Raw genomic sequence first — 24,467 nt, 5'->3', positions numbered from 1 at the left:
ATGAGCAACGTTGAAACCATTAAGGTGGTCCCGGCGCGTTATCCGCTGCGGGCCGTCGGCGCCGCGGTGGCGCTGTTTGTCCTGGCGGTCGTGATTCAGTCCGTGGCCTTTAACCCGCGCTGGGAGTGGGCGGTTTTTGCCCGCTGGTTTTTTGACCCGGTGATCCTCGAAGGTGTCGGGCAGACCCTGCTGCTGACCCTGATCGGCACCGCGCTGAGCGTGGTGCTTGGCGGCATGCTGGCGCTGGCGAGACTCTCTTCATCCTGGCTGCTGAGCAGCCTGGCGTGGGCCTACATCTGGCTGTTTCGGTCGCTGCCGCTGATCGTGGTGCTGATCATTCTCTACAACTTCTCCTATCTCTACGACACGCTCTCGCTCGGCGTGCCGTTCACCGGCATCACCTGGGGCAGCTTTGAAACCATCAACGTGCTGGGTCAGTTTTCTACCGCCGTGGTGGGGCTCACCCTGGTGCAGAGCGCCTATACCGCCGAGATCGTTCGCGGCGGATTCCTCGGGGTCGATCACGGCCAGTATGAGGCCGCCGCCGCGCTCGGTCTGCCGGCCTGGCGACGCACGGTGCGCATCATTTTGCCTCAGGCGCTGCGCACCATTCTGCCGTCGGGGTTCAATGAAATCATCAGCCTCGCCAAGGGTACGGCGATGGTATACGTCCTGGCGATGCCGGAGCTGTTCTATACCATCCAGATGATCTACAACCGCACGCAGGAGGTGATCCCGCTGCTGATGGTCGGTGCCGCCTGGTATCTGGCGATCACCACCGTCCTGTCCGCTATCCAGTATGGCGTCGAGCGCGCGCTTGCCCGCAGCGAACGCCGCTCTGCCGTTAACCAGAACCGTGCCGCTCGTCGCACCCGTTCTGTCACCACCACGCCAGCACAGGAGCCCGTCCATGCAAGCCTCTCCTGAAGGACATATTTCGATTACCGGCGTCAGCAAGTATTTCGGTCGCCATAAGGCGCTCGACAACGTTTCGCTGGAGATCCCGCCCGGGTCCGTGACGGTCATCCTCGGGCCGTCCGGCTCCGGTAAATCGACGCTGCTGCGCACTATTAACCACCTGGAGCGCGTCGATGAAGGCTTTATTCAGATCGACGGGGACTACATTGGCTATCGCCGTCAGGGCGACAGGCTCTATGAGCTGAAGGAGAAGGAGATCCTCAAGCAGCGCGTCAACGTGGGCTACGTGTTTCAGAACTTCAATCTCTTTCCCCACCTCACGGTGCTGGAAAACCTGATTGAGGCGCCCATCGCGCATAAAAAGCTCAGCAAAAAAGAGGCGGTGGAAAGGGCGTACAGCCTGCTGGATGTGGTCGGGCTGCGGGATAAAGCCGATGCCTGGTCGCGCCATCTCTCCGGCGGGCAGCAGCAGCGTATTGCCATTGCCCGCGCGCTGGCGCTGCGTCCCCGCGTGATGCTGTTTGATGAGCCCACCTCGGCGCTGGATCCGGAGCTGGTGGGGGAAGTGCTGGATGTGATCAAAAAGCTGGCCCGGTCCGGCACCACGCTGGTGGTAGTGACCCACGAGATCGGCTTTGCCCGGGAAGTGGCGGATCAGGTGGTGTTTATGGTCGACGGGAAAATCGTCGAGCAGGGAAGCAGCGACGAGGTATTAAACCGTCCGTCACATGCGCGAACGCGCCAGTTTCTCTCAAAAGTCTTGTAAGGAGTGCCAATGAAATATGGACTTCTGGCGGGGCTGGTCTTCACGACGGCGAGCCACGCCAGCATTGATTTGAAAGCCAACGAGCAGCCGCTGCCGGTGACGGTGGATCGACAAGCCGTGGCAAAGATCCCCGCAAGCTACAAATTCGTTGAGCCGGGTACGCTGACGGTCGCCGTTTCGGCGCTGAATTCTCCGCCGCTGGCGCTGCTGGCCAGCGATAACCGCACGCGCATTGGCAGCGATCCGGATATCGCCCGCCTGCTGGCGGGCAGCCTGGGGCTAAAGCTGAAGCTGGTGCCGACGGCGTGGGAAGACTGGCCGCTGGGGATCGCCTCCGGGCGCTACGACGTGGCGCTGGTGAACATTGCGGTGACCGAACAGCGTAAAGAGAAGTTTGATTTTGCGACCTACCGCGTCGATTCGCTGGCGTTTTCGGTGAAATCCACCAGCGAGATTCAGTCAATCAAAAGCGCGGAAGATCTGGCCGGGAAAAAGGTGATTGTCGGTTCTGGTACCAATCAGGAACGCATCCTTTTGGGCTGGAACGAAGAGAACAAAAAGGCCGGGCGGACGCCTGCGCTGCCGGTTTATCTCCACGACGATGCTTCAGGCAATCTCTATATCCAGTCCGGCAGGGCGGACGTGTTCTTTGGTCCGCAGTCGGTATCGGCCTACAAAGCGGCGCTGACCGGCAAAACCCGCGTTGTCGGTTTAGGGCCGAAAAAAGCCTATGTCGCGACCACCACCAAAAAGGGCAATGAGCTGGTGTACGCGCTGCAGGCCGCGCTGGACGGTGCGATTAAGCGGGGTGATTACCAGAAGGTGCTGGCGCGCTGGGGCGAGCAGGGCGAAGCGGTGGCGCAGTCGGAGGTCAACCCGCCTGGGATAACCTACTAATGGTGCTCTATACCCAAAATAATTCGAGTTGCAGGAAGGCGGCAAGGGAACGAATCCCCGGGAGCGTACACAAGTACGTGACTGGGGTGAGTGAGTGCAGCCAACGCACCTGCAACTTGAAGTATGACGGGTATACACTTAGGGTTTTCATCCCTGCGGAGGCAACATGATTAAACTCTATGGCGTACCCGGCTGGGGCTCGGCGATCGGTGAAGTGATGCTAACCCTGGCCGATATCCCTTATCAATTTATCAACGTGGACGGGTTTGACCAGCCCGGCCCGCAGCGTGAGCTGCTGCAAAAGCTCAACCCGCTGTGTCAGGTACCCACGCTGGAGCTGGAAAATGGCGCCATCATGACCGAAACGGCGGCGATTGCCCTGATGGTGCTCGACAGATGTCCCGATCTTGCGCCGCCCGTGGGGCAGGCCGAACGCCAGCAGTTTCAGCGCTTGCTGATCTGGTTTGTGGCCAACGTCTATCCCACGTTTACGTATGCAGACTATCCCGAGCGCTGGGTGCCGGACGCGCCGGAACAGCTGCAGAAAAACTGCATCGAATACCGGAAGTCCCTCTATTTGTGGTTCGAAACTCAGCTCAAGGCCGCCCCGTTTGCGCTGGGGGAACGGCTGACGCTGCTGGATGTTTATATCGCGGTGGCGCGCACCTGGGGGCCACGCCATGACTGGTTTGCAACCAATACGCCGAAACTGACGGCCATCGCAGATACCGTATGTCAGCTGCCGGAACTGCACAAGGTGTTAAAGGCCAACGGTATTATCTGATAACGTGGAGCCCTGACTCACAACTGGAAGCCTGCATATGCCACACGTAGATATCAAATGTTTTCCCCGCGATTTGAACGACGAACAAAAAACCGCACTGGCCGAGGATATTGCTGAGGTCATTATTCGCCATTTCAACAGCAAAGACAGCTCGGTGTCCGTTGCGTTGAATCAGGTGAACCAGGAGGACTGGAAAGCGCAGGTCTGGGATACCGAAATAGGACCGAAGCTGGACGAATTAATCAAAAAGCCAGGCTATTCAATGTAAGCGCAATTGCCGGGGGGAACTCTTCTCCCCGGTTTTTCCCCGCCTCGTCTTCCCGCTTTTTCGCAAAAATCGATAAAAATGCGTTTTATCTTATCCGTTACACTTTACGTTTCTGGCTGACAGCCCATCAATCCTTAGGAAAGATCTCAAACAGAATCAGTTAAGGACAGACACGCTAAAGGATAATTTTCTCATGACAAAATTACCCCGTTTTTCACTCGCCTTTCTTCACCCTCGTTACTGGCTAAGCTGGGCTGGCATCACCGCGCTGTGGCTCATCATGCTGCTCCCTTATCCGCTGCTGTTCCGAATCGGCCACAGTCTTGGACGGCTGGCGATGCGCCTGCTTCCGCGCCGCGTTGAGATTGCCCGCCGCAACCTGGAACTCTGTTTTCCGGAGATGAAAAAGGCGGAGCGAGAGTCACTGCTGCAGCGTAATTTTGAATCGGTAGGAATGGGGGTAATCGAAACCGGGATGGCATGGTTCTGGCCCGCGTGGCGGGTGAAGAAATGCTTTACCGTGACGGGTTATGAGCACATGGAAAAGGCGCGGGCAAAGGGAAATGGCGTGGTGCTCGTTGGCATGCATTTTCTCACCCTTGAGCTGGGCGCGCGGATCTTTGGCATGCTCAACCCCGGCATTGGGGTGTATCGTCCGAATAATAACGCGCTGCTGGACTGGCTTCAGACGCGCGGGCGCCTGCGCTCCAATAAAACCATGCTCGATCGTCATGATTTAAAGGGCATGATCCGCTCGCTGAAGCAGAATGAAATTTTGTGGTACGCCCCGGACCATGACTATGGCAAAACCAATAGCGTCTTTGTGCCGTTCTTTGCGGTTGCGGATGCCGCCACGACCGCTGGAAGCTATATGCTGGTCAAAAGCGCTAAGCCAGCCGTCATTCCCTTTGTGCCGCGCCGCAGGGCGGACGGTACCGGCTACGAACTGATTATTCTGGAGGATATCAGCGAGGCGCTGCAGGGGGGCGATAAAGAATCTGTTGCGACGCAGATGAACAGGGCGATTGAGCAGGCGGTACGGACGGCGCCAGAACAGTATATGTGGCTGCACCGGCGCTTCAAAACGCGTCCTGAAGGTCAGCCTGACCGGTATGCCCGCCGCAAGAGCGTGGCACCACGGGCTGATATCCTGTCCGCCGCCGATCTTTCCGACCGATCGGGCGTCCAGCACTGAGGCAGCAATCCAGCCCTCACCGTGCAGTGAGGGCTGGATCGAGGCTTACAGCGCAGACCTGCGGTACGGCGCATAGTCCGCCTGCCACCAGGTCTTCTCAATACGCGCCATCAGCGTCTCATCATCTATCGCCGGAGCCACGCCCTGTTCAATCGCGGCCCGGGCGACGGCGACGGCAATCTGGCGTGAAACCGTTTCAATCTGATCTACCGGCGGCAGCAATCCGCCTTTTTCCGTGGTGACCAGCGGTGACTGCGCGGCCAGGCTGCGGCTTGCTGCCATCAGCATCTCTTCCGTCACCCGGCGCGCGTTGCAGGCCAGTACGCCCAGCCCCAGGCCCGGGAAAATATAGGCGTTGTTACATTGGGCGATCTCGTAGTGTTCATTCTCCCAGAATACCGGGGCGAACGGGCTGCCGGTGGCCACCAGTGCCGCCCCCTGGGTCCAGGCGATAAGATCCTGCGGCTGGGCTTCCGCCCGCGAAGTCGGGTTCGAGAGCGGCATGATGATCGGGCGCGGACAGTGGCGATGCATCTCTTTGACAATCTCTTCGCTGAACAGCCCCGGCTGGCCCGAAACGCCGATCATCACCGTGGGATGCGCGTTCTTCACCACGTCCAGCAGGGAAATGTTCTTCGCGTCAACCTGCCAGCTGCATACGGCGTCGCGCGCGGTGAGCAGGTTTTTCTGGAAATCGAGCAGGTTGGTCATGTCGTCGGTCAGCAGGCCGAAGCGATCGACCATAAAGATCCGGCTGCGCGCTTCCGGCTCGGTCAGGCCGTCATCCACCATCAGCGCCACAATTTTTTCAGCTATTCCGCATCCGGCAGAGCCGCTGCCCAGGAAGACCACGCGCTGGTCGCGAATGCGCGTGCCTGCCGCATGGGCCGCCGCCATCAGCGTACCGGCGGTCACGGCGGCCGTGCCCTGGATATCATCATTGAAGCAGCACAGCTGGTCGCGGTAGCGCTGGAGCAGCCTGGTGGCGTTTTTCTGCGCGAAGTCTTCAAATTGCAAGAGCACATTGGGCCAGCGCGCTTTAACGGTGCTGACAAACATATCCATAAACTCAGCGTACTGATCGTCGCTGATGCGCGGGTGGCGCCAGCCCATGTACATCGGGTCGTCGAGGTGCTGCTGATTATTGGTGCCGACATCCAGCATTATCGGCAGGGTAGAGGCCGGATGGATCCCGCCGCAGGCGGTATACAGCGACAGCTTGCCAATTGGGATACCCATTCCGCCGATACCCTGATCGCCAAGCCCTAAAATACGTTCCCCGTCCGTCACCACAATCACGCGAACGTCGTTGCGCGAAAAGCTTTGCAGCATCTCATCAATACGATGGCGGTTAGGCCATGAAATAAACAGGCCGCGCGCGCGTCGATAAATCGTGGAGAAATGCTCGCAGGCTTCACCGACCGTCGGGGTATAGATAATCGGTAACGTCTCTTTCAGATGCGAACGCAGGAGGTTATAAAAGAGCGTTTCATTGGTGTCCTGAATATTTCGCAGGTAAACATGACGCGAAATATCGCTTTTAAAATGACAAAATTGCACCCAGGCGCGCTCGGTTTGTTCTTCAATGGTTTCAACGTTGTGCGGCAATAACCCGTGCAGATTAAAATTGTCACGCTCTTCTTTAATAAATGCGAGTCCTTTATTTAGCAACGGATTTTCCAGCAATACGGCCCCGTTATAGGGGGTGTACAGAACTTCTTTCCGGGACATGGTTAACTCCTGAATTTTTTATTTAAAGCAGATTAAGAGATGAAATAGATCATAATGCCTTCGGTCACGACCCCGACGGCAGTGCCAATTAATATGGAAGAGGATGTGGTATCAATATAGGTATCGCTGCGTAAGGCAAACATCCCTGCGGCAATCGCGGAAGGCGTTGCGCCAATAATGACGACCTGCTGCAGTAAGGTGTGGCTCAGGCCAAAGGCGAGTCCTGCGGCGGCCATCATTGCCGGCTGAATAAGGTTTTTAATACTGATGTTGGTAAACGTCTGCACGTTCAGTTTTGGACGCTCACCGTAAAACAGCAGGCCGAGGGCAAACAGGGACAGCCCGCCTGAAACCTTGCCAACCATCTCAATCGGCATGCTGAGAATAGAAGGGATTTGCACGCCGGCCAGGCTGAGCAATACGCCGGAGACCGGGATCCAGACGATAGGATTGCGTGCCGCTTTGATAAGGTTTTGCACAATCATCGCGCCCGGGTTCAGCGCCTCCAGGCCATCTTGACCGTTTTTATCACCCATACGAATCAGGACGATAGTCAGAGGGATCATGATAACGCTGGTAATAATATTGCCAATCAGCACGCCGATAAATCCTTCCGGCCCAATCAATACCGCCAGGACCGGTGCGCCAAAGTAGGCCATATCAGGAAAGGCGCAAACCAGAGACTGAATGGCGCTGGTTTTGATATCGTGGCGAAAAACGTAGCGCGAAATAAATAGCGTCAGTAAATACGACCCCATTAAACCGACAACTAAAACGGCCATAAAGGTCAGGTTCTTAATTTTATTCGGGTCGGTATGCAGTGCACCGATAAAAAGATGGAAAGGAAGGGCGAAACGAATCACCACGGTTGCCATGACGTTTGCATCTTCTCGCTGGGAATATCCCAGCTTTCCACTTAGCCATCCAAGTAACATTATAAAGACGAGCGGAAACAGTGACTGTAATAGTAATGAAGGCATAGTATTTCCTGTAGGGTATTTTATGTGTTTTATTGCAGCGCTAATCTAGCGTTTAGAAAGCAGGGCAGGAGTGACAAGGGTCACACTCTCTCTGGTTTTATTAATTTCAAAAAGATTGCATTAGTTGGATAACTAATACTTTCGTCAAATATTGATAAGACGCAAGAAAGCGACAATGGGCGCCATAAATAACTTTAGTTACTTAATGCTGAATTAAGTTATTTAAAAGCAAAGAGCCGAATTGTTCACATTTCTTCCGGCAGGCCCGTGCTAATTTCATGTTGAGCCTGTTTTTAGAAAAGGCCATCTAAGTCTTTATTTATATTTAAGAACATTTATTCGTATCAGGAATAGTTTCAGTTATTCCTTTCTCTGTTTATCCGAACACAAATTCAGGTGATTATATGAAAGATAATCCTGTACCGACTTCTGAACTGTCGACCTCGCGTTTTGCCTTTGGGCTCAACAATACCGAGGTGGGCACGGTCCCGCTGATGCTGTTCGTCGGGATTGCCGCGATTGTGGCGACGTCCGCCTGGGCAGGGCTGCTGCCGAAAAATATGATAGGTGGACTCGCGGTCATCATGACCCTCGGCTTCGCGTTTGCCAAAGTAGGGCGTCAAATCCCGGTGCTGAAAGATATCGGCGGCCCGGCGATCCTGTGCCTGATGGTCCCCTCCGTGCTGGTCTATTTTGGCGTATTCGGGAAACATACCCTTGATACCGTGCATCTGCTGATGAAAGAGGCGAATCTGCTCTATTTTGTCATCGCCTGCCTGGTGGTCGGCAGCATTCTGGGGATGAACCGGGTGCTGCTGATCCAGGGGATGATGCGCATGTTTGTTCCGCTGGTGGCCGGAACATGCATGGCCGTGCTGAGCGGCCTCATTGTGGGCTCACTGTTTGGGTATACGCCTTACCACACCTTCTTCTTCATCATTGTGCCCATCATCGGCGGCGGGATTGGCGAGGGGATTTTGCCGCTGTCCCTGGCCTATTCGGCAATACTGGGGCAGACGCCGGACGTCTACGTTGCGCAGCTGGCACCCGCTGCGGTCGTCGGGAATATCTTCGCCATTATTTGTGCGGGATCGCTGGCGCGTCTCGGCGCGAAACGTCCTGCGCTTTCGGGAAATGGCATGCTTACGCGGAGTAAAGACGACGCCAGCCTGTTTGCCGGGGCGCAAAGCACGCAGCAGACGGATTTTCATCTGATGGGGGGCGGATTGCTGATGGTGTGCGCGTTTTTCATCGTCGGCGGATTGTTTGAAAAACTGGTACACATTCCCGGCCCGGTGCTGATGATCCTGATTGCCGTTCTGTGTAAATACTTCAGGGTGATCCCGGCCTCAATGGAGCAGGGCGCGCACAGCTGCTATAAATTCGTCTCGGCTGCGCTGGTCTGGCCGCTGATGATCGGCCTCGGAATGTTATACGTGCCGCTTGAGAGCGTGGTGTCGGTCTTCTCGGTGGGATACGTGGTGGTATGCGGTTCGGTCGTGATTGCGATGGCGCTGAGCGGCTACTTTATCGCGTCGCGTCTGAATATGTATCCTGTGGAAGCGGCCATTGTGACCTGCTGCCACAGCGGGCTGGGCGGAACGGGGGACGTGGCCATTTTGTCCGCGTCTAACCGGATGTCGCTGATGCCGTTCGCGCAGATCGCCACCCGCATCGGCGGCGCGTCGACGGTGATTTTCGCCACGCTGCTGATGGGCTGGATAATGGCGCACTGATCCGAAACGTCAGGATGCTGAATCGCAACGACATTTTCAGGGTGTCGCTGCGGTTCAGTCCTTTATAAAACTCACCGCGCTGTATAGAATTACCGCACCCACAGCGACGGGATACCACACGATGACCGGAAGAGTTGATTATCAGATTGAAAAATATCTCCTTACCGAAGCCGCCGAGCCGGAGCGCCTGACGCGCCAGTGGGCAGAGGTGATGGAGGAGTGTCGTGAGCAACAGTCCGGTGCAGAGGAGCGGCTGCGCCTCGCGTTGCTTAATGTGGATTACGTCACCAGCTTCGAGCTGCCCTTCAGGCTGCTCCTTACCCGTGCGCCCCAGCTGATAGACGTTGTCAGAAAAGAGCTTCAGCTCAGTCAGAAAAATGTTCTGTTTAACGGCAAGCGCTTTGGCTGCGTCTATAGCCTTAAAAGAGATCTCGACGGAATACCTGACGAATTTACCTATCAGCTGAAAACGCGTATCCAGCGCAGTGACGCGACAGGATGCAATGAACTGCCTTACCGGCAAATTGCCCAGCAGGTTAAAGCCCCGAAGGAACGCCTCAGGCTGGCGCTGGAAAACGGGCTGTCGGTGACGGCACTCGACGGGCTTTTCTGGTTTGGCATTCAGCGCATCGCGGCCGATGTGCAGAGATTACGCAAAACGGGAATGAGGATCGCGACGTCCGACGCCGAGGTGTTTGATACGCTCACCAAAACAACCCGGCGGATCCCTGTTTATAGCCTTGCTCGCCCGGAATGAGTATTCGCCGCTGACCGGTCGACGGCATCAAACATGACGGAAAATTGCGGCCAGTTTTTTTACAGCGTCTTCTATTTCCATTTCCGTGTAAGCAGCAAATCCCATCAAAAAACCGGTGGACGCGGGGGGACCTGCATATAAATCGGTAAGGCCAAGTATATCAACACCCGCGCGGCGGGCGGCGGTGGCTATTTCTTTCTCGGATATGCCGTGCTTCAGGTGACAAGGCATTTGCATTCCCCCCGCAGGCGTTTCACAGGTAACATATTCGGAGAGATATTCGTCCATCATGCTTGCCAGCGTGTCGCGACGAGCAACATAAATACTCCGCATCTTACGAACATAGGCGCCAAAATGGCCTCCCTCCAGAAATTTAGCCAGCGTCAGCTGGGTTATTGAGGCCGTGTGACCATCCATTAACGTCCTCGCCATGGTAAAGGGCTCTGTCAATTCTGAGGGAACGATCATGTAGGCAATACGTAGCCCAGGGAACAGAGACTTGGTGAACGTGCCGATATAAATTGTCCGGTTATACGTATCAAGCCCCTGAAGACTGGCCATAGGCTTACCTTCGTAGTGAAACTCGCTGTCATAGTCATCCTCAATAATCCAGGCTCCGTAACGGTTTGCCCATTTAACAATTGCCAGTCGTCGGTCAAGAGAGAGCGTCACCCCGGTGGGGTACTGATGAGAAGGCGTAAGGTAGATCGCCCTGGCAGGCTCGGTCAGAGAATTAAGCCCGTCAACCGAGATGCCTTTTTCATCAAGAGGAACCGGAATACAGCGAAGCCCTGCAGCGCTGAACGCTTTGTGTGCCCCTTGATAGGAGGGATCTTCAATGACAATGCCATCCCCGGCGTCCATCAGCACGTGGGAACAGAGCGCAAGCGCCTGTTGAGAACTTGTCAGAACGATGACCTGTTCTGCCCTCGCACGCGTTCCGCGCTCAAGATTGACATATTCCGCAATTGCCCGTCGCAGGCGCTCTATACCCTGGGGTGGACTTTGCTCTAACGCCTGGTGCTGAAACTCCTTCAGTACCTGTCGCTGAAGACGCTCCCAGATCGGAATAGGAAACATGCGGGTTTCAGGAATGCCGGGCGCAAGGGGGCGAGGTGAAGAAAACTCGCGGATCCCGCCGCTTTCATAAACGATCTTTCCCCGGACGCTGAGTTTTGCTTTTCGTATCTCAGCGGTTGGCTGATGCTGTCGAGGACGGGGTTTTAAAAAACGCGCGCTGGAAGAGACGAAGCTCCCTCTGCCTGTTTGTCTCTCAATAAAACCTTCGGCATGCAGGCTGGAGTAGGCCGCTTCAATGGTGTCCCGGGAAACGCCGAGAGACGTCGCCAGCGCGCGTGAAGCAGGAAGGGCCTTACCGTGAGATAGCACTCCTTCCAGTATCAGCGTCCGTATTGCTCTCTGGATCCTTTCATGAAGCGGTAGCGATCCGTTAGCGGGGTCGATAATCCATGCCTTAACCGTTTCTAGCTGCGCGTGCTTAAACATTACGTTGTCCACTTTCCCTCTGTATCTCTTGATTCTAAAGCAATATTGCACGCAGCAGGATGAAAAATTGGTCTGCCTTGATGGCGAGAATTGGCGGGGCAAAACGTGCCATTCAGCGAATACACTCTTCCTGAAACGAATAAACGGGTGAGCAAAGAGGCAATATGAATAATACGAGCGTGATAATTGAGGCAGTTAAAGAACGTGATTTTGAAAGCTGGATGCCACTATGGGGAAAATATCAGGCGTTTTACAACGTCGATCTGTCCGGGACCATTACTGAACGAACCTGGCAACGATTTTTCAGCCCCGTTGAGCCTCTATTCTGCGTGGTGGCACGATGTAATGGAGACGTAGTGGGTTTTGCGCATTATCTTTTTCACCGTTCGACATGGGCTGAGAGCGATTACTGCTACCTCGAAGATTTATATGTCTGTGATGCGCTCAGGGGCAAACACATTGGCAAACAGTTAATAGAATATGTTCAGAGAGAAGCGAGAAAACATCATGCCAGTCACCTTTACTGGCATACGCATGAAGCCAATTATCGCGGGCAACGATTGTACGACTGTATTGCGAAGAAAAGTGGAATGATTGAATATCGTATGCACGTAAGATAAATCCCTCTGCTGACATTATGCCCCTTACATCTTTACGGGGCATTTTTCAGGGGATAACAGGTATATCCTTATGATTTAGCTTGTAAAAGTATCTCCATCAGCCCTGGAAAACGGGCATCCAGATCCTCTCTTCGCAACGAAATCATGTTTTCCCGCCCCTGCGGGCGCTGCCAGATAACGCCGCTGTCGCGCAGTACGCGCCAGTGGTGGGTCATTGTCGATTTCACTACATCCTCCGGGCGCAGCGCGTTACAGCTGAGTTCGCTACCATCGGCCAGACGGCGAATGATCGCAAGCCGGAGCGGATTGCCGAGGGCAAACAGCACATTTTCCAGCAGTATTTGTTCAGTTTCAGGGTGGTTTGGGATCATCGTTTTCCTGCGTTTGGCGTCAGATTGAGCTATATCAACAATAGGTCAACCGTTAAAAAATAGTTCGATAATACTCGTACAATAGGACTATTATAGCAAACGAACGAATGCACGACCATCCTGGTCGTCACAGACAAGTCATAGTGACTAAGGAAATATCATGCCCCGACCCATCCCTCTCGAACGTTATCGCAACATCGGTATCTCCGCGCATATCGATGCCGGTAAAACCACCACCACTGAGCGCATCCTGTTTTACACCGGGATGAGCCACAAGCTGGGTGAAGTACACGATGGCGCGGCAACCACTGACTGGATGGCGCAGGAGCAAGAGCGCGGGATCACGATTACCTCCGCGGCCGTCAGCTGCTTCTGGCCGGGTATGGACAGAGGCTATGAGCCGCACCGGATCAACATCATTGACACCCCGGGGCACGTGGATTTCACCATTGAGGTGGAACGTTCCATGCGCGTGCTCGACGGCGCCGTGATGGTGTATGACTCCGTGGGCGGCGTGCAGCCGCAGTCGGAAACCGTCTGGCGTCAGGCCAATAAATATCACGTTCCGCGTCTGGCCTTCGTCAACAAAATGGACCGTCCGGGTGCCGATTTCTTCCGCGTCGTACGGATGATGCAGGAGCGCCTGAAGGCCAATCCGGTGCCGATTGTCATCCCGGTGGGTGCAGAAGATCATTTCACCGGCGTGGTGGATCTCATCAAGATGCGCACCATTCTGTGGGACGACGCGACGCAGGGCATGGTGTTCACCTATGCGCCCGTGCCGGACGATTTGGTCAGTACCGCCCAGGAATGGCGGGAAAAAATGGTCTCTGCGGTGGCGGAAGCCAGCGACGAGCTGATGGACAAATACCTGGAAACCGGCGACCTGACGGAAGCGGAAATTATCAAAGGGCTGCGTATTCGCACCATCTCGGGTGAAATTCAGCCGATGCTGTGCGGCAGCGCGTTCAAAAATAAAGGCGTGCAGCGCATGCTCGATGCGGTCATTGAGCTCATGCCGTCGCCGCTGGACGTGCCTGCCATTGATGGCGTGGATGAAAAAGGGCAGCACGCGGAGCGTCATCCGAGCGATGATGAGCCGTTCTCGGCCCTGGCATTCAAGCTGATGAGCGACCCGTACGTCGGTCAACTGACCTTTATCCGCGTGTACTCTGGCGTGCTGCGCAAAGGCGACGCAGTGTACAACCCGGTGAAAGGGAAGAAAGAGCGCATCGGGCGTATCGTGCTGATGCATGCCAACGATCGCCACGAGGTGGACGAACTGCGCGCCGGAGACATTGCGGCCTGCGTTGGGCTGAAGGATGTGACCACCGGCGACACGCTCACCGATCCGAATGCCGTGATCACGCTTGAACGCATGGAGTTCCCGGACCCGGTTATCTCGCTGGCGATAGAGCCGAAAACAAAAGGCGATCAGGAGAAAATGGGGATCGCGCTGCAGCGTCTGGCGGCGGAAGATCCGTCTTTCCGCCTGCATACTGACGAAGAGTCCGGCCAGACCATTATCTCCGGGATGGGTGAGCTACACCTTGAGATCATCGTCGACCGCATGAAGCGCGAGTTTGGCGTTGAGGCGAACATTGGCCGCCCACAGGTAACCTACCGTGAAACCCTGCGTAAAACGGTGAAGGATATCGAAGGTAAATTTGTTCGTCAGTCCGGCGGTAAAGGGCAGTACGGCCATGTGGTGCTGAGCCTGGAGCCGCTGGAGCCCGGAAGTGGCTTTAAATTTGAAGATGCCACCAAGGGCGGCGTGGTGCCGCGCGAATATATCCCGTCGGTTGAGAAAGGGCTGCGGGAAGCGATGAACAGCGGCGTGCTGGCGGGCTATCCGGTCGTCGATGTCAAAGCGACGCTGACGTTTGGCTCGTATCACGACGTCGACTCGTCTGAGATGGCGTTCCGCATGGCGGCGATCCTCGGCTTCAAAGAGGGCGCCCGCAGGGCGGATCCGGTGATTCTCGAGCCGATCATGCACGTGGAGGTGGAAACGCCGGAAGAGTACGCCGGTAACATCATGGGCGATCTCTCCTCCCGCCGCGGCATGGTGCAGGGGATGGCAGAGCAGTACGGAAGCCAGATTATTCGCGCTGACGTGCCGCTGGCAGAGATGTTTGGTTATGCCACGACATTGCGCTCGATGTCCCAGGGTCGCGCGACGTATACGATGGAGTTCCATCATTTTGCGGAAGCCCCGCGGAATGTTGCGGATGAGATTATTTCACGACGTGCGAAGAGTTAATTAACTGCACACGGTAGCCGCTGGGCTATCGTGTGCTTTTTCAACTGCAACAGAGAGCGTTTGCAACAGAGAGCGTTTCCTTTCATATCAGATTGTTACTTTATCAGCGTGGCCGAGCGAACTTTCCATACGCCTTTTTCCTGGACGAGACAATCTGCTACAACGTGATCTTGTTTCTTACCAAACGCGATATAGACGTTTGTGCAAACGGCATCAAAATCAGAATGTAGGACGGTTATCTGATTCCAGTCTTCATCCCAGTCCTGCGATTTGATGAACATATCCGCATCGGGCATGTCTTTTTCGTTACTGTCGCCAGAGTACATTTCTTTAATTACTGCGATAGTCTCTGCGGCAACGTAATCATTCATAATGTCCGGATTGAGTACGGGCGGTTTGTTCTGGTCTAACTGCGCGATATACCATTGATTGAATTTAAGCGCCGCCTGGCCCGGTGCATAAAGGTTATCTGCGACAGCGAACGGAGACAGGGCGAAAAGTAAAAAGAAGAGTGTTTTCATTAGTCATGCCTGAACAGCTCGTAATGAGGCTGTATGTTTCGGTAAGCCTGTCCTGGATAAAGAGAGCGTTGTACAAAATCGCTGATCCACTGCTGACCATCGTATATGCAAACGTGGCCGCTATCGTGGCCCACAATATTTGGATAACGGCTATGTCACCGGCATGAGGTTGATCGTATACCAGGCGAAATCCAGTATTGACCAATGTCCGCCCCATGTCTTTTGCCAGACGCGTATTGGGGATTTTTAATCTTCCACCCGTTCTGATCGCTTCGGTGACGTAGTGAGCACAATAACCCGTACTCTTCGGTTGGGCGTGTGATTTGGCATATGAGATTGCGCCATCTTTATTCCATGTCATTGATATTTCCTTAACGCGAGAGTGCTAATGCAGCAACTCCGGAAATATCCTCCGTTTTAAAACGCAATGGTAAACATAAAATGCCATAGAAATTTACTATAATTCAGTAGGATATGATTATTAAATCAATCCAGCGCCTTCACCATCTTCCCGCTCGCGACAAACGTCCCGGCACCAAGATGATGCAGCGTATTCAGCTTATCCCCGTCAAACTGCCAGCGCCCGGCGATAAACGCGCGTTCATCGGCTGCCGCTGAAACCACTTCACCAAACAGGGTATCGTATTTTTCTGCCGCGGAGGTGACGGGTAATAACCGACACTCCATCCACGCCAGGCATTTCTCTTCAATTACCGGCAGGCCAAGTTCAGGACCGTTCACGACCGGGATCCCGTAGCAGTTGAATTTGTCCTCATCGCGCCCGCTGACGCTACCGACCGCGTATGTCCAGTTGGCCGCCGCCACGCCGGGGATGACGATGCCAAACTTCCCGCTGCGCTCAATCAGCTCGCGCGACCATGTGCTTTTATCCACGACTATTGCGATGCGCGGCGGTTCAAACTCAACGGGCATTGACCATGCGGCGGCCATCACGTTGCGTCTGTCGAGGCTTTCATCCCGACTGGTGATAAGCACAGTTGGGCCGTGGTTCAGCAGACGGCTGGCATGACGTAATTCAACGGGGCGAAAGTGGCTCATAGGATCTCCTCATCTACACCGATGTAGTATGACGAAAAAGCACGTAAATCAAAGTGGATGCGTAAAATTAGTTTATAAACAGAACATCTCAATCAAAGGAAACTGATGCATGTCCCCATTTCTGACCGCCTATTTTGCCCGCATCGGCTGGGCGCAACCGACGCGGGTGGATATCGATACCCTGCGCGCGCTGCATTTACATCACAACTGTGCCATCCCTTTTGAGAATATTGATGTCGTTCTGCCACGCGAAATCCAGCTTGACGATCGGTGTCTGGTCGACAAGCTGGTCACCGCACGTCGCGGAGGGTACTGCTTTGAGCAAAACGGCCTGTTCGAGCGCGTCCTGCGTGAAGTCGGGTTTACGGTGCGTAGCGTGCTGGGGCGCGTGGTATTAGCGAATCCGCCGCAAATGCCTCCGCGCACGCACCGTCTGCTGCTGGTTGAGCTTAACGGTGAGCGCTGGATTGCCGATGTGGGGTTTGGCGGCCAGACGCTGACGGCGCCGATTCGACTGCTCGCTAATGAAGAACAGGAGACGCCGCACGGGCTGTATCGTCTGCTGAGCGAGGGGAACGACTGGGTGCTGCAGTTCCGTCACCACGAGCACTGGCAGTCGATGTACCAGTTTGACCTGACGACGCAGTATTTCAGCGATTACGTGATGGGGAATTTCTGGTCGGCGCACTGGCCGCAGTCGCATTTCCGTCATCATCTGTTGATGTGTCGCCATCTGCCGGACGGCGGCAAGCTGACGCTAACCAACTTCAACTTTACCCACTGGCAGAACGGTCACGTAGAAGAACAGATCCATCTGCCGGATGCTGAGGCGCTTTACCAGCTGATGCAGGAACGCTTTGGGCTGGGGGTTGACGATCCGAAGCACGGCTTTACACTGGCGGAGCTGACGGCGGTAATGGCGGGTTTTGATACACATCCTCAGGCCGGGAAATAATACGCAGGCCGGGTAAGGCGTCGCCGCTACCCGGCAACATCACTGCTTAGACGGCGTATTAAACAACTCGAGCGTGATTAATTTATCAAGATGGTTATTAAAGGCGGCTTCGTCCATTTCGGGCATGTTTAAGATATACATTCCGTCAAGACCGCACACCAGACCAATCAAGCGCCAGGCAATATTTTCCGCCCGATCGCCCGGATTTAATGCCCCGGCCTCCGTTCCCGCTTTGATAAGCGCCACCGTTTCCTGGTGCCACATCTCCATGGTCATCACATAGGCGCCCTTGATGTCGGCATCGCGGCTGGCCAGGATCTGCGCCTCACGCCACAGGCGAATATAGGGCTCAAACCTCCCGTCATCGCTGCCGAGCATGGCATGAAGCTGTTCCCGCCAGCCGGCCTGTTTACCCGCGACATCCGCATCCAGCAGCTCGCGAATTAGCCGTACGAAGGCCAGCGATTTTAGCTCGCCGCCGGACGTAAAATGATGATGCACCTGGCCGGTGGCGACTCCGGCCTCGGAGGCAATACGGCGTACCGTCATTGCCGCCAGTCCTTCAGCCAGCGCCACGCGCATGGCGGCCTGTAAGATGGCTTCCCGCCGTTCATCCTTGCTCAGATATCGCATGTTTACTCACTCTCAATGGGAATGAAACGAGTGTAACAAAAAGCTGGACATGCGTTCAACTTTACGTAGGATCGCATCCTGGACATGTGTCCATGTTTTAAAAGAAAAGGAAATTTATGTTTCGTCAGTGGTTAGCGTTAGTGATTATCGTGCTGGTGTATATCCCGGTGGCGATCGACGCGACGGTGCTGCACGTGGCGGCGCCGACATTGAGCATGACGCTGGGCGCCAGCGGCAATGAATTGCTGTGGATCATCGATATTTACTCGCTGGTGATGGCGGGAATGGTGCTGCCGATGGGCGCCCTGGGCGACCGCATTGGTTTTAAACGACTGCTCATGATTGGCAGCACGCTGTTTGGCCTGTCGTCGCTGGCGGCAGCGTTTGCCCCGTCAGCAGGGTGGCTGATTGCGGCGCGCGCCTCGCTGGCAATCGGCGCGGCGATGATTATTCCGGCTACGCTGGCTGGGATCCGCACGCTGTTTACCAACGCGCGGGATCGTAATATTGCGCTCGGCGTCTGGGCCGCGGTGGGGTCCGGTGGCGCGGCGTTTGGCCCGCTGATTGGCGGTATGCTGCTCGAGCATTTCTACTGGGGCTCGGTGTTTTTAATCAACGTACCGATCGTGCTGGTGGTGGTTTCGCTGGCCGCGCGTTTTGTGCCTCCTCAGCAGGGCCGCCCGGAGCAGCCGCTGAATATCAGCCATGCCATTATGCTGATTGTGGCGATTTTGCTGCTGGTCTACAGCGCAAAAACAGCCCTCAAAGGCGCACTGTCGCCGTGGGTGGTCGCGTCCGCGCTGGTTACCGGCTCGGTGCTGCTGTTTATCTTCGTGCGTATTCAGCTCCGCGCCCGCGTGCCGATGATCGACATGCGTCTGTTCTGCCATCGCATCATTTTGAGCGGCGTGGTGATGGCGATGACCGCCATGATTGCCCTGGTCGGGTTTGAGCTGCTGATGGCCCAGGAGCTGCAGTTTGTTCACGGCTTTACGCCGTTTGAAGCGGGAATGTTCATGCTGCCGCTGATGGTGGCGAGCGGGTTTAGCGGTCCGATCGCGGGTGTGATGGTCGGGCGTTTAGGGCTACGCATTGTGGCGGCCGGCGGAATGGGGCTCAGCGCCGTCAGCTTTATCGGCCTGTCGATGCTCGACTTCAGCACGCAGCAGCTGCTGGCTTCTGCCCTGATGGTTCTGCTCGGCTTCAGCGCCGCCAGCGCGCTGCTGGCCTCGACCTCGGCGATTATGGCCGCTGCGCCGAAAGAGAAAGCCGCCGCAGCGGGGGCGATTGAAACCATGTCCTATGAACTGGGCGCCGGGCTGGGGATCGCCATCTTTGGTCTGCTGTTGACCCGCAGCTTCTCGGCGTCAATTGACCTGCCGCACGGGCTGAACGCCTCGCTCGCAGATAAAGCCTCGTCATCCATTGGTGAGGCGATGAAGGTGGCGCAGGATCTGACCCCGACGCTGGCGGAGTCGGTGATTGAGGCGGCGAAAAGCGCGTTTATCACCTCGCACAGCGTGGCGCTGGGCAGCGCGGGCGGAATGCTGCTGTTGCTGGCAGTGGGGATCTGGTTCAGCCTGGCGAAGGCCAGGCCGCAGTAATACAGGGCGCGCGGTTGGCGCGGGTGGGGCAGATGGGCTATGTTTTTTAAAGGATTATCTGACTCTTGCTGGAAAATATGCGCCCTCGCCACAGCAGTGAACCGTCCCAACCGCTCTCCCGGTTAACCCTGCTTGCAGGGGGCGCGCTGGGCGTCGTTTTTGGTGATATCGGCACCAGCCCGCTCTATACCTTCCGCACGGTGCTGTCGCTCTCTGAGCATGACCCGACGCCCGGCGTCATACTGGGCCTGCTTTCCCTGATTACCTGGACACTCATCCTGGTAACGTCCATAAAATATGCCGCCTTCGCCATGCGAATTGATAATCATGGCGAGGGCGGCATCATGGCCCTGATGTCGCTTCTGGTGGAGAAAGGCAAAGGCGGGCGCTGGGTTATTTTTTCCGCCCTTATCGGCGCTGCTTTAATTTACGGTGACGGCGCGATAACCCCGGCTATCTCCGTGCTTTCTGCCCTTGAAGGGCTGGAGATGGTCATTCCTGAATCTCAGCCGTACATATTACCCCTGACGGTGGCGGTTCTGCTGGGGCTGTTTCTTCTTCAGCCTTTTGGCACTGCGCGAATAGGGAAAATATTTGGCCCGGTTATGGCGGTTTGGTTTTTGGCGATTGCTGCCCTGGGCGTGCGGGGGATCGTTCAACACCCGTCGGTATTGCTGGCCCTCAACCCTGCGTACGGCATCGCGTTTTTGTTTTCGAACGGGTACACCAGTTTCCTGGTCCTGGGCGGCGTTTTTCTCTGCGTGACGGGGGCCGAGGCCCTGTATGCAGACATGGGGCATTTTGGCAAAAAGCCCATCTGGCTTGCCTGGTACGGCATCGTCTTTCCTTCGCTGCTGCTCAACTATGCCGGCCAGTCAGCGCTGATTCTGGCCGGTGCCGACAGCAAACAAAACCTTTTCTATACGCTCTGTCCGCCGGTGCTCCAGGTTCCGCTCATCATTCTTGCCGCGCTGGCGACGATCATCGCCAGTCAGGCGATTATTACCGGCGCTTTTTCCATGACGCGCCAGGCCATACAGCTTGGCTGGTTACCCCGATTACGCATCAAGCAGACGGCGGCGGAAAGCTACGGCCAGATTTATATCGGAATAATCAACTGGCTGCTGATGGGGGTGACCATCGGGCTGGTGGTGTTCTTTAAATCCTCCGATAAGCTCGCCGCCGCGTACGGCATTGCCGTGTCGTTAACCATGCTGATGACCACGGGGCTGCTGTTTGTGGCGATGCGCGAAGTGTGGCGCTGGAGCCTGGCCAGCAGCGCGGTGATTGCCCTCTGTTTCCTGGTGATTGATGCCACCTTCTTGTTTGCCAATCTGATTAAGGTCCTGGAGGGCGGCTATATTCCGCTGCTGATGGCCGCCGCTATTTGTACGGTGATGCTGATCTGGCACCGCGGCGTTAAGGCGGTATCCGCATCGGTGGGCGAGAAGGGCGTCAGCGTGGATGCGTTCTTTGCCCAGCTTCAGCAAAAGACGGTGCCCAGAGTGGCGGGCTCCGCCGTCTTTTTGACCCGGACACAAAACAATATCCCGCCGGTCATGCGCTGGCACGTCGCGCGAAACCGGGCGCTACAGCAGGATGTGTTGTCGCTTACCATTGATATTCTGAATGTGCCCTACGTGGGGGAAGAACAACGCATCAGGGTAGAGCAGCGCGCGCCGGGCTACTGGCACGGCGTGGCGCAGTATGGCTTTATGGAACACCCGGACATCCCGCGTTTGCTGCAGGGTGTCAGCGAGATTAACGCGCTTTTCGCCACGGATGACGCCACCTGGTATGTCGGGCATGAAACCATTGTGGCTGGCGAAGGTGAGGCAGGTATGGCGGCCTGGCAACGGCACATCTTTGCGTTCATGAAGCGCAACTGCACGCACGTCATCAACCACTATCACCTTCCCAGCGATCGGGTTGTCGAAATCAGCCGACGCGTTGCCGTGTAGATTCTGGCGAAAGCAGAGCCCCTCTGCTTTCGCACCGTTCTATCTCTCAAGGGACGCGGACAGGACGCTATGCAATAACACGTTCGCCCCTTTCTCCGCCCACTCTGGCAGGATCCTTTCCGCTTCGTTATGGCTGATGCCTTTCACGCAGGGGATAAAGATCATGCTGGCGGACGCCATTTTGCTGACATAGCAGGCGTCATGTCCCGCACCGGAGACCATCGGTTTCGACGAATAGCCCAGTTCCGTCACGGCCTTCTCCGAACGCGCCAGGCATTCGGCGTCAAACGCGATGGGCGCGTAGTCGAAAATACGCTCAACGGCAGCCGCGACGCCGCGCAGGCTGAGGCTTTCAGCCACCTTATGCAGCGCAGCTTCCATGGCTTCCAGCGCCTGCTGCATAGGATGGCGAAACTCAACGCTGCATTCCACGCGAGACGGCACGACGTTGCGCGAGTTTGGCGTAACCTTCGCCATACCGATCGTCGCGCGTCCGTCCGGCGCATGCCGGTAGCCAATCTCTTCCACCTTCAGCGCCAGCTCTGCGAAGGCGGTCAGCGCGTCGCGGCGGCTGTGCATCGGCGTCGTGCCCGCGTGGGCGGCGAATCCGTCCAGCGTCAGGGTAAACCAGCGCTGGCCCATTGCCGCGCGGACTAACCCGATATCAATGGCTTCATCTTCCAGGATCGGGCCCTGTTCGATGTGCAGTTCGTAGCAGGCGTGAACCTGAAACGCGCGGGCAGGGGTTTCACCCCGGTAGCCAATGCTATCCAGCGCTTCGCCCACGGTGATGCCATCGTTATCCGCGCGGGCATGGGCGTACGCTTCGCTAAACTGTCCCGTCCAGACCCCTGAAGCGAGCATGGCTGGCGCAAAGCGCGCGCCTTCTTCGTTAGTCCAGTTCACCAGCACAACGTCACGCTCGGTCTCAACGTTATGATCGTTAAGGGTGCGCAGCAGCTCCAGCCCGGCCAGCACGCCGTAAACACCGTCGTAGTTACCGCCCAGCGGCTGGGTATCCACATGTGAACCCGTCATGACCGGGGCAAGCTGCGGGTTTTTCCCCGCGCGACGGATAAACATATTGCCCATGCTGTCGACGTCGCAGGTGAAACCTGCGTCCAGCGCCCAGTCGCGCAGCAGGTTACGCGCAATACGATCTTCCTCGCTCAGCGCCAGACGGGTCACGCCTCCGGCGGGCGTGCCGCCGATCTGCGCCATCATCTCAAGCGTTGACCACAGCCGTGCGGCGTTAACGCGGATCATGTTTTGTCCTTACTGCTGCGGTAGCGGAAATCACAGCACGAACCGCCCTGCATGATGGTGGTCGTGCGGGTCAGCTTCACGTCAGGCGCATAGCCAACGATGAATTTTTCATCGCGCGCGCAGGAGAGCAGATGACCAATCTCGCCCAGCCCCATTTCGTGATACATCTCCGCGTAACGACAGCGGGTCACGTTGTAGTTGTACTGCTGGTCGTCGGCGTCAATCACCTTCACGTCCAGGGCGTTATCTTTCTCCCACAGATACTGCAGGGCGATGAAGCTCCTGACGTCCGCGCCGTTGGGTTCTTTGCTGGCAAACGCTTTGCCAGCGTCAATCGCGGCCTGCTCAATGGCCTCGCCAATGACCGCCTGGGCGCGGGATTTCCCTATCTCGCGCACCAGGATTTCATAAATTGGCTTAATAATTTCTGCTTCAATTTTGCGGCGGGCGAGAATGCCCAGCTCGTTATTATCACTCATCACATTGCCCTCGCTGCGTTACTTCGCTTTTGCGCCACCCAGCACGGTCTGCGGCTGCCATTTGCCGTCGACAACTTTGTAAACGGTGAAGGACGGCGATTTCAGGTTACCTTCTTTATCAAACGCGATCTGTCCGGTGACGCCGGAGTAGCTAATGGCGCGCAGGGCGGGCAGGTAGTCGGACGGCTCAACGGAGTCTGCTTTTTCCATCGCCGCAACCAGCACGCGGGTGGCGTCATAGGCGAACGGGGCGTGCAGTTCGATATGGGTGTGGTAGCGGGACTGATAGGCCTGTTCGAATGCCTTTCCACCCGGCATCTGGTCAACGGGCAGACCCGGCTCCAGCGCCACCACGCCTTCGCCTTCTTTCTGCGCCAGCTGCAGGAACGTCTGGCTGACAAATCCGCCTGCGCCCATCAGGGTGGCGTTCATGCCCAGCTGTTTGATACGACGCGCCAGCGGTGCGGCCTGGCTGTCGACGCCGCCGAAGAAGATCAGATCGGCATTTTTACTCCGGATAGCGGTCAGCACGGCGCTGAAGTCCACCGTTTTGTCATCCACGTACTGACGATCGACAACCTTCACGCCCTGCGCTTCAAGCGATTTAATAAACTGGTCCGCCAGACCCTGACCAAAGGCGGTACGGTCGTCGATCACCGCAATGCGTTTGGCTTTCAGCGTATTGACCGCGTACTGGCCGGCTAGCTGACCGCCGTCGTCGTCGTGGCCCATCACGCGGAAGCTGGTATCAAAACCCTGTTTGGTATAGGCATGACCGGTCGCGACCGGTGCCACCTGTGCGATGCCCGCATCGTGATAGATACGTGCGGCAGGAATGCTGGTACCGGTGTTCCAGTGGCCGACAACGCCCGCCACGCCGCTATCCACCAGACGCTGCGCCACGGCCACGGCGGTGCGCGGGTCGGACTGATCGTCTTCGGACTGCAGTTTGAAGGTCACCGCTTTGCCGCCGATGGTCGGGTGCTGCTTGTTAATATCGTCAATCGCCAGCTGCGCGCCGTTCTCCAGATCCTTACCGATACGGGCAGACGGGCCGGTGAGCGGGCCCGCCAGACCGATAACCACGGTTTCACCGTCGGCGGCCCAGGCTCCGGTAGAGGCAACGCTGCTGAGCAGAATAGCGGCGCTGAGCGCACTGATTTTTACTGTTTTCATTGTATTTCCCTGATGTTGGCT

At 56.3% G+C, this 24,467-nt stretch carries 24 protein-coding genes; 13 read left to right on the top strand and 11 right to left on the bottom strand.

All coding sequences use genetic code 11. The annotated features are described in order from the left end of the window. The 6 genes from SPH27_RS02695 (at nt 1) to SPH27_RS02670 (ending at nt 4,828) form a co-directional block, all read left to right on the top strand. Nucleotides 1-927: an amino acid ABC transporter permease gene (locus SPH27_RS02695; RefSeq protein WP_029740269.1), complete on the top strand. Its 927-nt coding sequence runs from the start codon at nt 1-3 to the stop codon at nt 925-927. Beyond that, the gene (locus SPH27_RS02690) at nt 911-1,684 is read left to right on the top strand and encodes an amino acid ABC transporter ATP-binding protein (protein ID WP_047060962.1); all 774 of its coding nucleotides are present in this window, start codon (nt 911-913) and stop codon (nt 1,682-1,684) included. Before SPH27_RS02695 ends, SPH27_RS02690 begins: the two co-directional genes overlap by 17 nt. Before the next feature lie 9 nt (nt 1,685-1,693). Next, a complete protein-coding gene (locus tag SPH27_RS02685) occupies nt 1,694-2,581 on the top strand; it encodes an ABC transporter substrate-binding protein (RefSeq protein ID WP_047060961.1) in 888 nt (295 codons plus the stop codon). Nucleotides 2,582-2,747: 166 nt separating this feature from the next. Beyond that, nucleotides 2,748-3,365 (top strand): glutathione S-transferase family protein, encoded by a 618-nt coding sequence (locus tag SPH27_RS02680; protein WP_047060960.1) that lies wholly within the window; start codon nt 2,748-2,750, stop codon nt 3,363-3,365. A gap of 37 nt (nt 3,366-3,402) precedes the next feature. Then, nucleotides 3,403-3,633, top strand: coding sequence for a tautomerase PptA (gene pptA, locus SPH27_RS02675; protein ID WP_023335848.1), 231 nt, complete (start codon nt 3,403-3,405; stop codon nt 3,631-3,633). Between the two features lie 193 nt (nt 3,634-3,826). Next, nucleotides 3,827-4,828, top strand: coding sequence for a Kdo(2)-lipid IV(A) acyltransferase (locus SPH27_RS02670; protein WP_182072935.1), 1,002 nt, complete (start codon nt 3,827-3,829; stop codon nt 4,826-4,828). 45 nt (nt 4,829-4,873) lie between these two features. Here SPH27_RS02670 and SPH27_RS02665 read toward each other — a convergent pair whose 3' ends face one another. Both SPH27_RS02665 and SPH27_RS02660 read right to left on the bottom strand, forming a co-directional pair. Next, entirely contained in the window at nt 4,874-6,559 is a 1,686-nt protein-coding gene (locus tag SPH27_RS02665) for an NAD-dependent malic enzyme (protein WP_087822652.1), read from the bottom strand. Between the two features lie 32 nt (nt 6,560-6,591). Then, the gene (locus SPH27_RS02660) at nt 6,592-7,539 is read right to left on the bottom strand and encodes an AEC family transporter (RefSeq protein ID WP_182072934.1); all 948 of its coding nucleotides are present in this window, start codon (nt 7,537-7,539) and stop codon (nt 6,592-6,594) included. 404 nt (nt 7,540-7,943) lie between these two features. On the opposite strand from SPH27_RS02660, the gene SPH27_RS02655 reads away from it, so the two are divergent. Both SPH27_RS02655 and SPH27_RS02650 read left to right on the top strand, forming a co-directional pair. Further along, entirely contained in the window at nt 7,944-9,275 is a 1,332-nt protein-coding gene (locus SPH27_RS02655; protein WP_033145663.1) for a 2-hydroxycarboxylate transporter family protein, read from the top strand. A gap of 121 nt (nt 9,276-9,396) precedes the next feature. Beyond that, the gene (locus SPH27_RS02650) at nt 9,397-10,032 is read left to right on the top strand and encodes a helix-turn-helix domain-containing protein (RefSeq protein WP_047060957.1); all 636 of its coding nucleotides are present in this window, start codon (nt 9,397-9,399) and stop codon (nt 10,030-10,032) included. Between the two features lie 27 nt (nt 10,033-10,059). Here the strand turns inward: SPH27_RS02650 and SPH27_RS02645 are convergent, their stop codons facing one another. Next, nucleotides 10,060-11,538: a PLP-dependent aminotransferase family protein gene (locus SPH27_RS02645; RefSeq protein ID WP_182072933.1), complete on the bottom strand. Its 1,479-nt coding sequence runs from the start codon at nt 11,536-11,538 to the stop codon at nt 10,060-10,062. Between the two features lie 164 nt (nt 11,539-11,702). Between SPH27_RS02645 and SPH27_RS02640 the strand changes: the two genes are divergently transcribed. Continuing rightward, on the top strand, nt 11,703-12,158 hold the full coding sequence (locus SPH27_RS02640; protein ID WP_182072932.1) for a GNAT family N-acetyltransferase: 456 nt from the start codon (nt 11,703-11,705) through the stop codon (nt 12,156-12,158). A gap of 68 nt (nt 12,159-12,226) precedes the next feature. On the opposite strand, the gene SPH27_RS02635 is transcribed toward SPH27_RS02640, so the two are convergent. Then, the gene (locus SPH27_RS02635) at nt 12,227-12,529 is read right to left on the bottom strand and encodes an ArsR/SmtB family transcription factor (protein ID WP_033145659.1); all 303 of its coding nucleotides are present in this window, start codon (nt 12,527-12,529) and stop codon (nt 12,227-12,229) included. Nucleotides 12,530-12,689: 160 nt separating this feature from the next. On the opposite strand from SPH27_RS02635, the gene fusA reads away from it, so the two are divergent. Next, nucleotides 12,690-14,792, top strand: a complete 2,103-nt coding sequence (gene fusA, locus SPH27_RS02630) for an elongation factor G (protein WP_182072931.1) — start codon at nt 12,690-12,692, stop codon at nt 14,790-14,792. Between the two features lie 95 nt (nt 14,793-14,887). Here the strand turns inward: fusA and SPH27_RS02625 are convergent, their stop codons facing one another. The 3 genes from SPH27_RS02625 to SPH27_RS02615 all read right to left on the bottom strand — a co-directional run bounded on the left by SPH27_RS02625 (nt 14,888) and on the right by SPH27_RS02615 (nt 16,372). Then, entirely contained in the window at nt 14,888-15,313 is a 426-nt protein-coding gene (locus SPH27_RS02625; protein ID WP_182072930.1) for a DUF3828 domain-containing protein, read from the bottom strand. Continuing rightward, complete coding sequence (locus tag SPH27_RS02620) at nt 15,258-15,674, bottom strand: hypothetical protein (protein WP_318155347.1); 417 nt, start codon at nt 15,672-15,674, stop codon at nt 15,258-15,260. Before SPH27_RS02620 ends, SPH27_RS02625 begins: the two co-directional genes overlap by 56 nt. Before the next feature lie 125 nt (nt 15,675-15,799). Beyond that, entirely contained in the window at nt 15,800-16,372 is a 573-nt protein-coding gene (locus tag SPH27_RS02615; RefSeq protein ID WP_033145657.1) for a flavin reductase family protein, read from the bottom strand. Nucleotides 16,373-16,481: 109 nt separating this feature from the next. Here SPH27_RS02615 and nhoA point away from each other — a divergent pair, with 109 nt between their 5' ends. Continuing rightward, nucleotides 16,482-17,327 (top strand): N-hydroxyarylamine O-acetyltransferase, encoded by an 846-nt coding sequence (gene nhoA / locus SPH27_RS02610; RefSeq protein WP_033145656.1) that lies wholly within the window; start codon nt 16,482-16,484, stop codon nt 17,325-17,327. A gap of 39 nt (nt 17,328-17,366) precedes the next feature. Here nhoA and SPH27_RS02605 read toward each other — a convergent pair whose 3' ends face one another. Then, the gene (locus SPH27_RS02605) at nt 17,367-17,960 is read right to left on the bottom strand and encodes a TetR family transcriptional regulator (protein WP_182072929.1); all 594 of its coding nucleotides are present in this window, start codon (nt 17,958-17,960) and stop codon (nt 17,367-17,369) included. A 116-nt stretch (nt 17,961-18,076) separates the two neighbouring features. On the opposite strand from SPH27_RS02605, the gene SPH27_RS02600 reads away from it, so the two are divergent. Both SPH27_RS02600 and SPH27_RS02595 read left to right on the top strand, forming a co-directional pair. Further along, nucleotides 18,077-19,564: an MFS transporter gene (locus tag SPH27_RS02600; RefSeq protein WP_182072928.1), complete on the top strand. Its 1,488-nt coding sequence runs from the start codon at nt 18,077-18,079 to the stop codon at nt 19,562-19,564. Between the two features lie 77 nt (nt 19,565-19,641). After that, nucleotides 19,642-21,525, top strand: a complete 1,884-nt coding sequence (locus SPH27_RS02595) for a potassium transporter Kup (protein WP_182072937.1) — start codon at nt 19,642-19,644, stop codon at nt 21,523-21,525. Between the two features lie 39 nt (nt 21,526-21,564). On the opposite strand, the gene SPH27_RS02590 is transcribed toward SPH27_RS02595, so the two are convergent. From SPH27_RS02590 to SPH27_RS02580, 3 genes are read right to left on the bottom strand one after another with little or no spacing between them, the layout of a single operon-like run. Continuing rightward, nucleotides 21,565-22,791, bottom strand: coding sequence for a Zn-dependent hydrolase (locus SPH27_RS02590; protein ID WP_182072927.1), 1,227 nt, complete (start codon nt 22,789-22,791; stop codon nt 21,565-21,567). Further along, a complete protein-coding gene (locus SPH27_RS02585) occupies nt 22,788-23,270 on the bottom strand; it encodes an L-2-amino-thiazoline-4-carboxylic acid hydrolase (RefSeq protein ID WP_048977579.1) in 483 nt (160 codons plus the stop codon). The genes SPH27_RS02590 and SPH27_RS02585 overlap by 4 nt, the downstream gene beginning before the upstream one ends. 18 nt (nt 23,271-23,288) lie before the next feature. Next, on the bottom strand, nt 23,289-24,446 hold the full coding sequence (locus tag SPH27_RS02580; protein ID WP_182072926.1) for a branched-chain amino acid ABC transporter substrate-binding protein: 1,158 nt from the start codon (nt 24,444-24,446) through the stop codon (nt 23,289-23,291). Between the last annotated feature and the right edge of the window lie 21 nt (nt 24,447-24,467).

Origin of the sequence: Enterobacter sp. A103, assembly GCF_034427535.1 — a bacterium.
Lineage (GTDB): Bacteria > Pseudomonadota > Gammaproteobacteria > Enterobacterales > Enterobacteriaceae > Enterobacter > Enterobacter asburiae_B.
The sequence above is the reverse complement of the archived record's forward strand: the minus strand, read 5'-3'. Positions and strand labels throughout refer to the sequence as shown.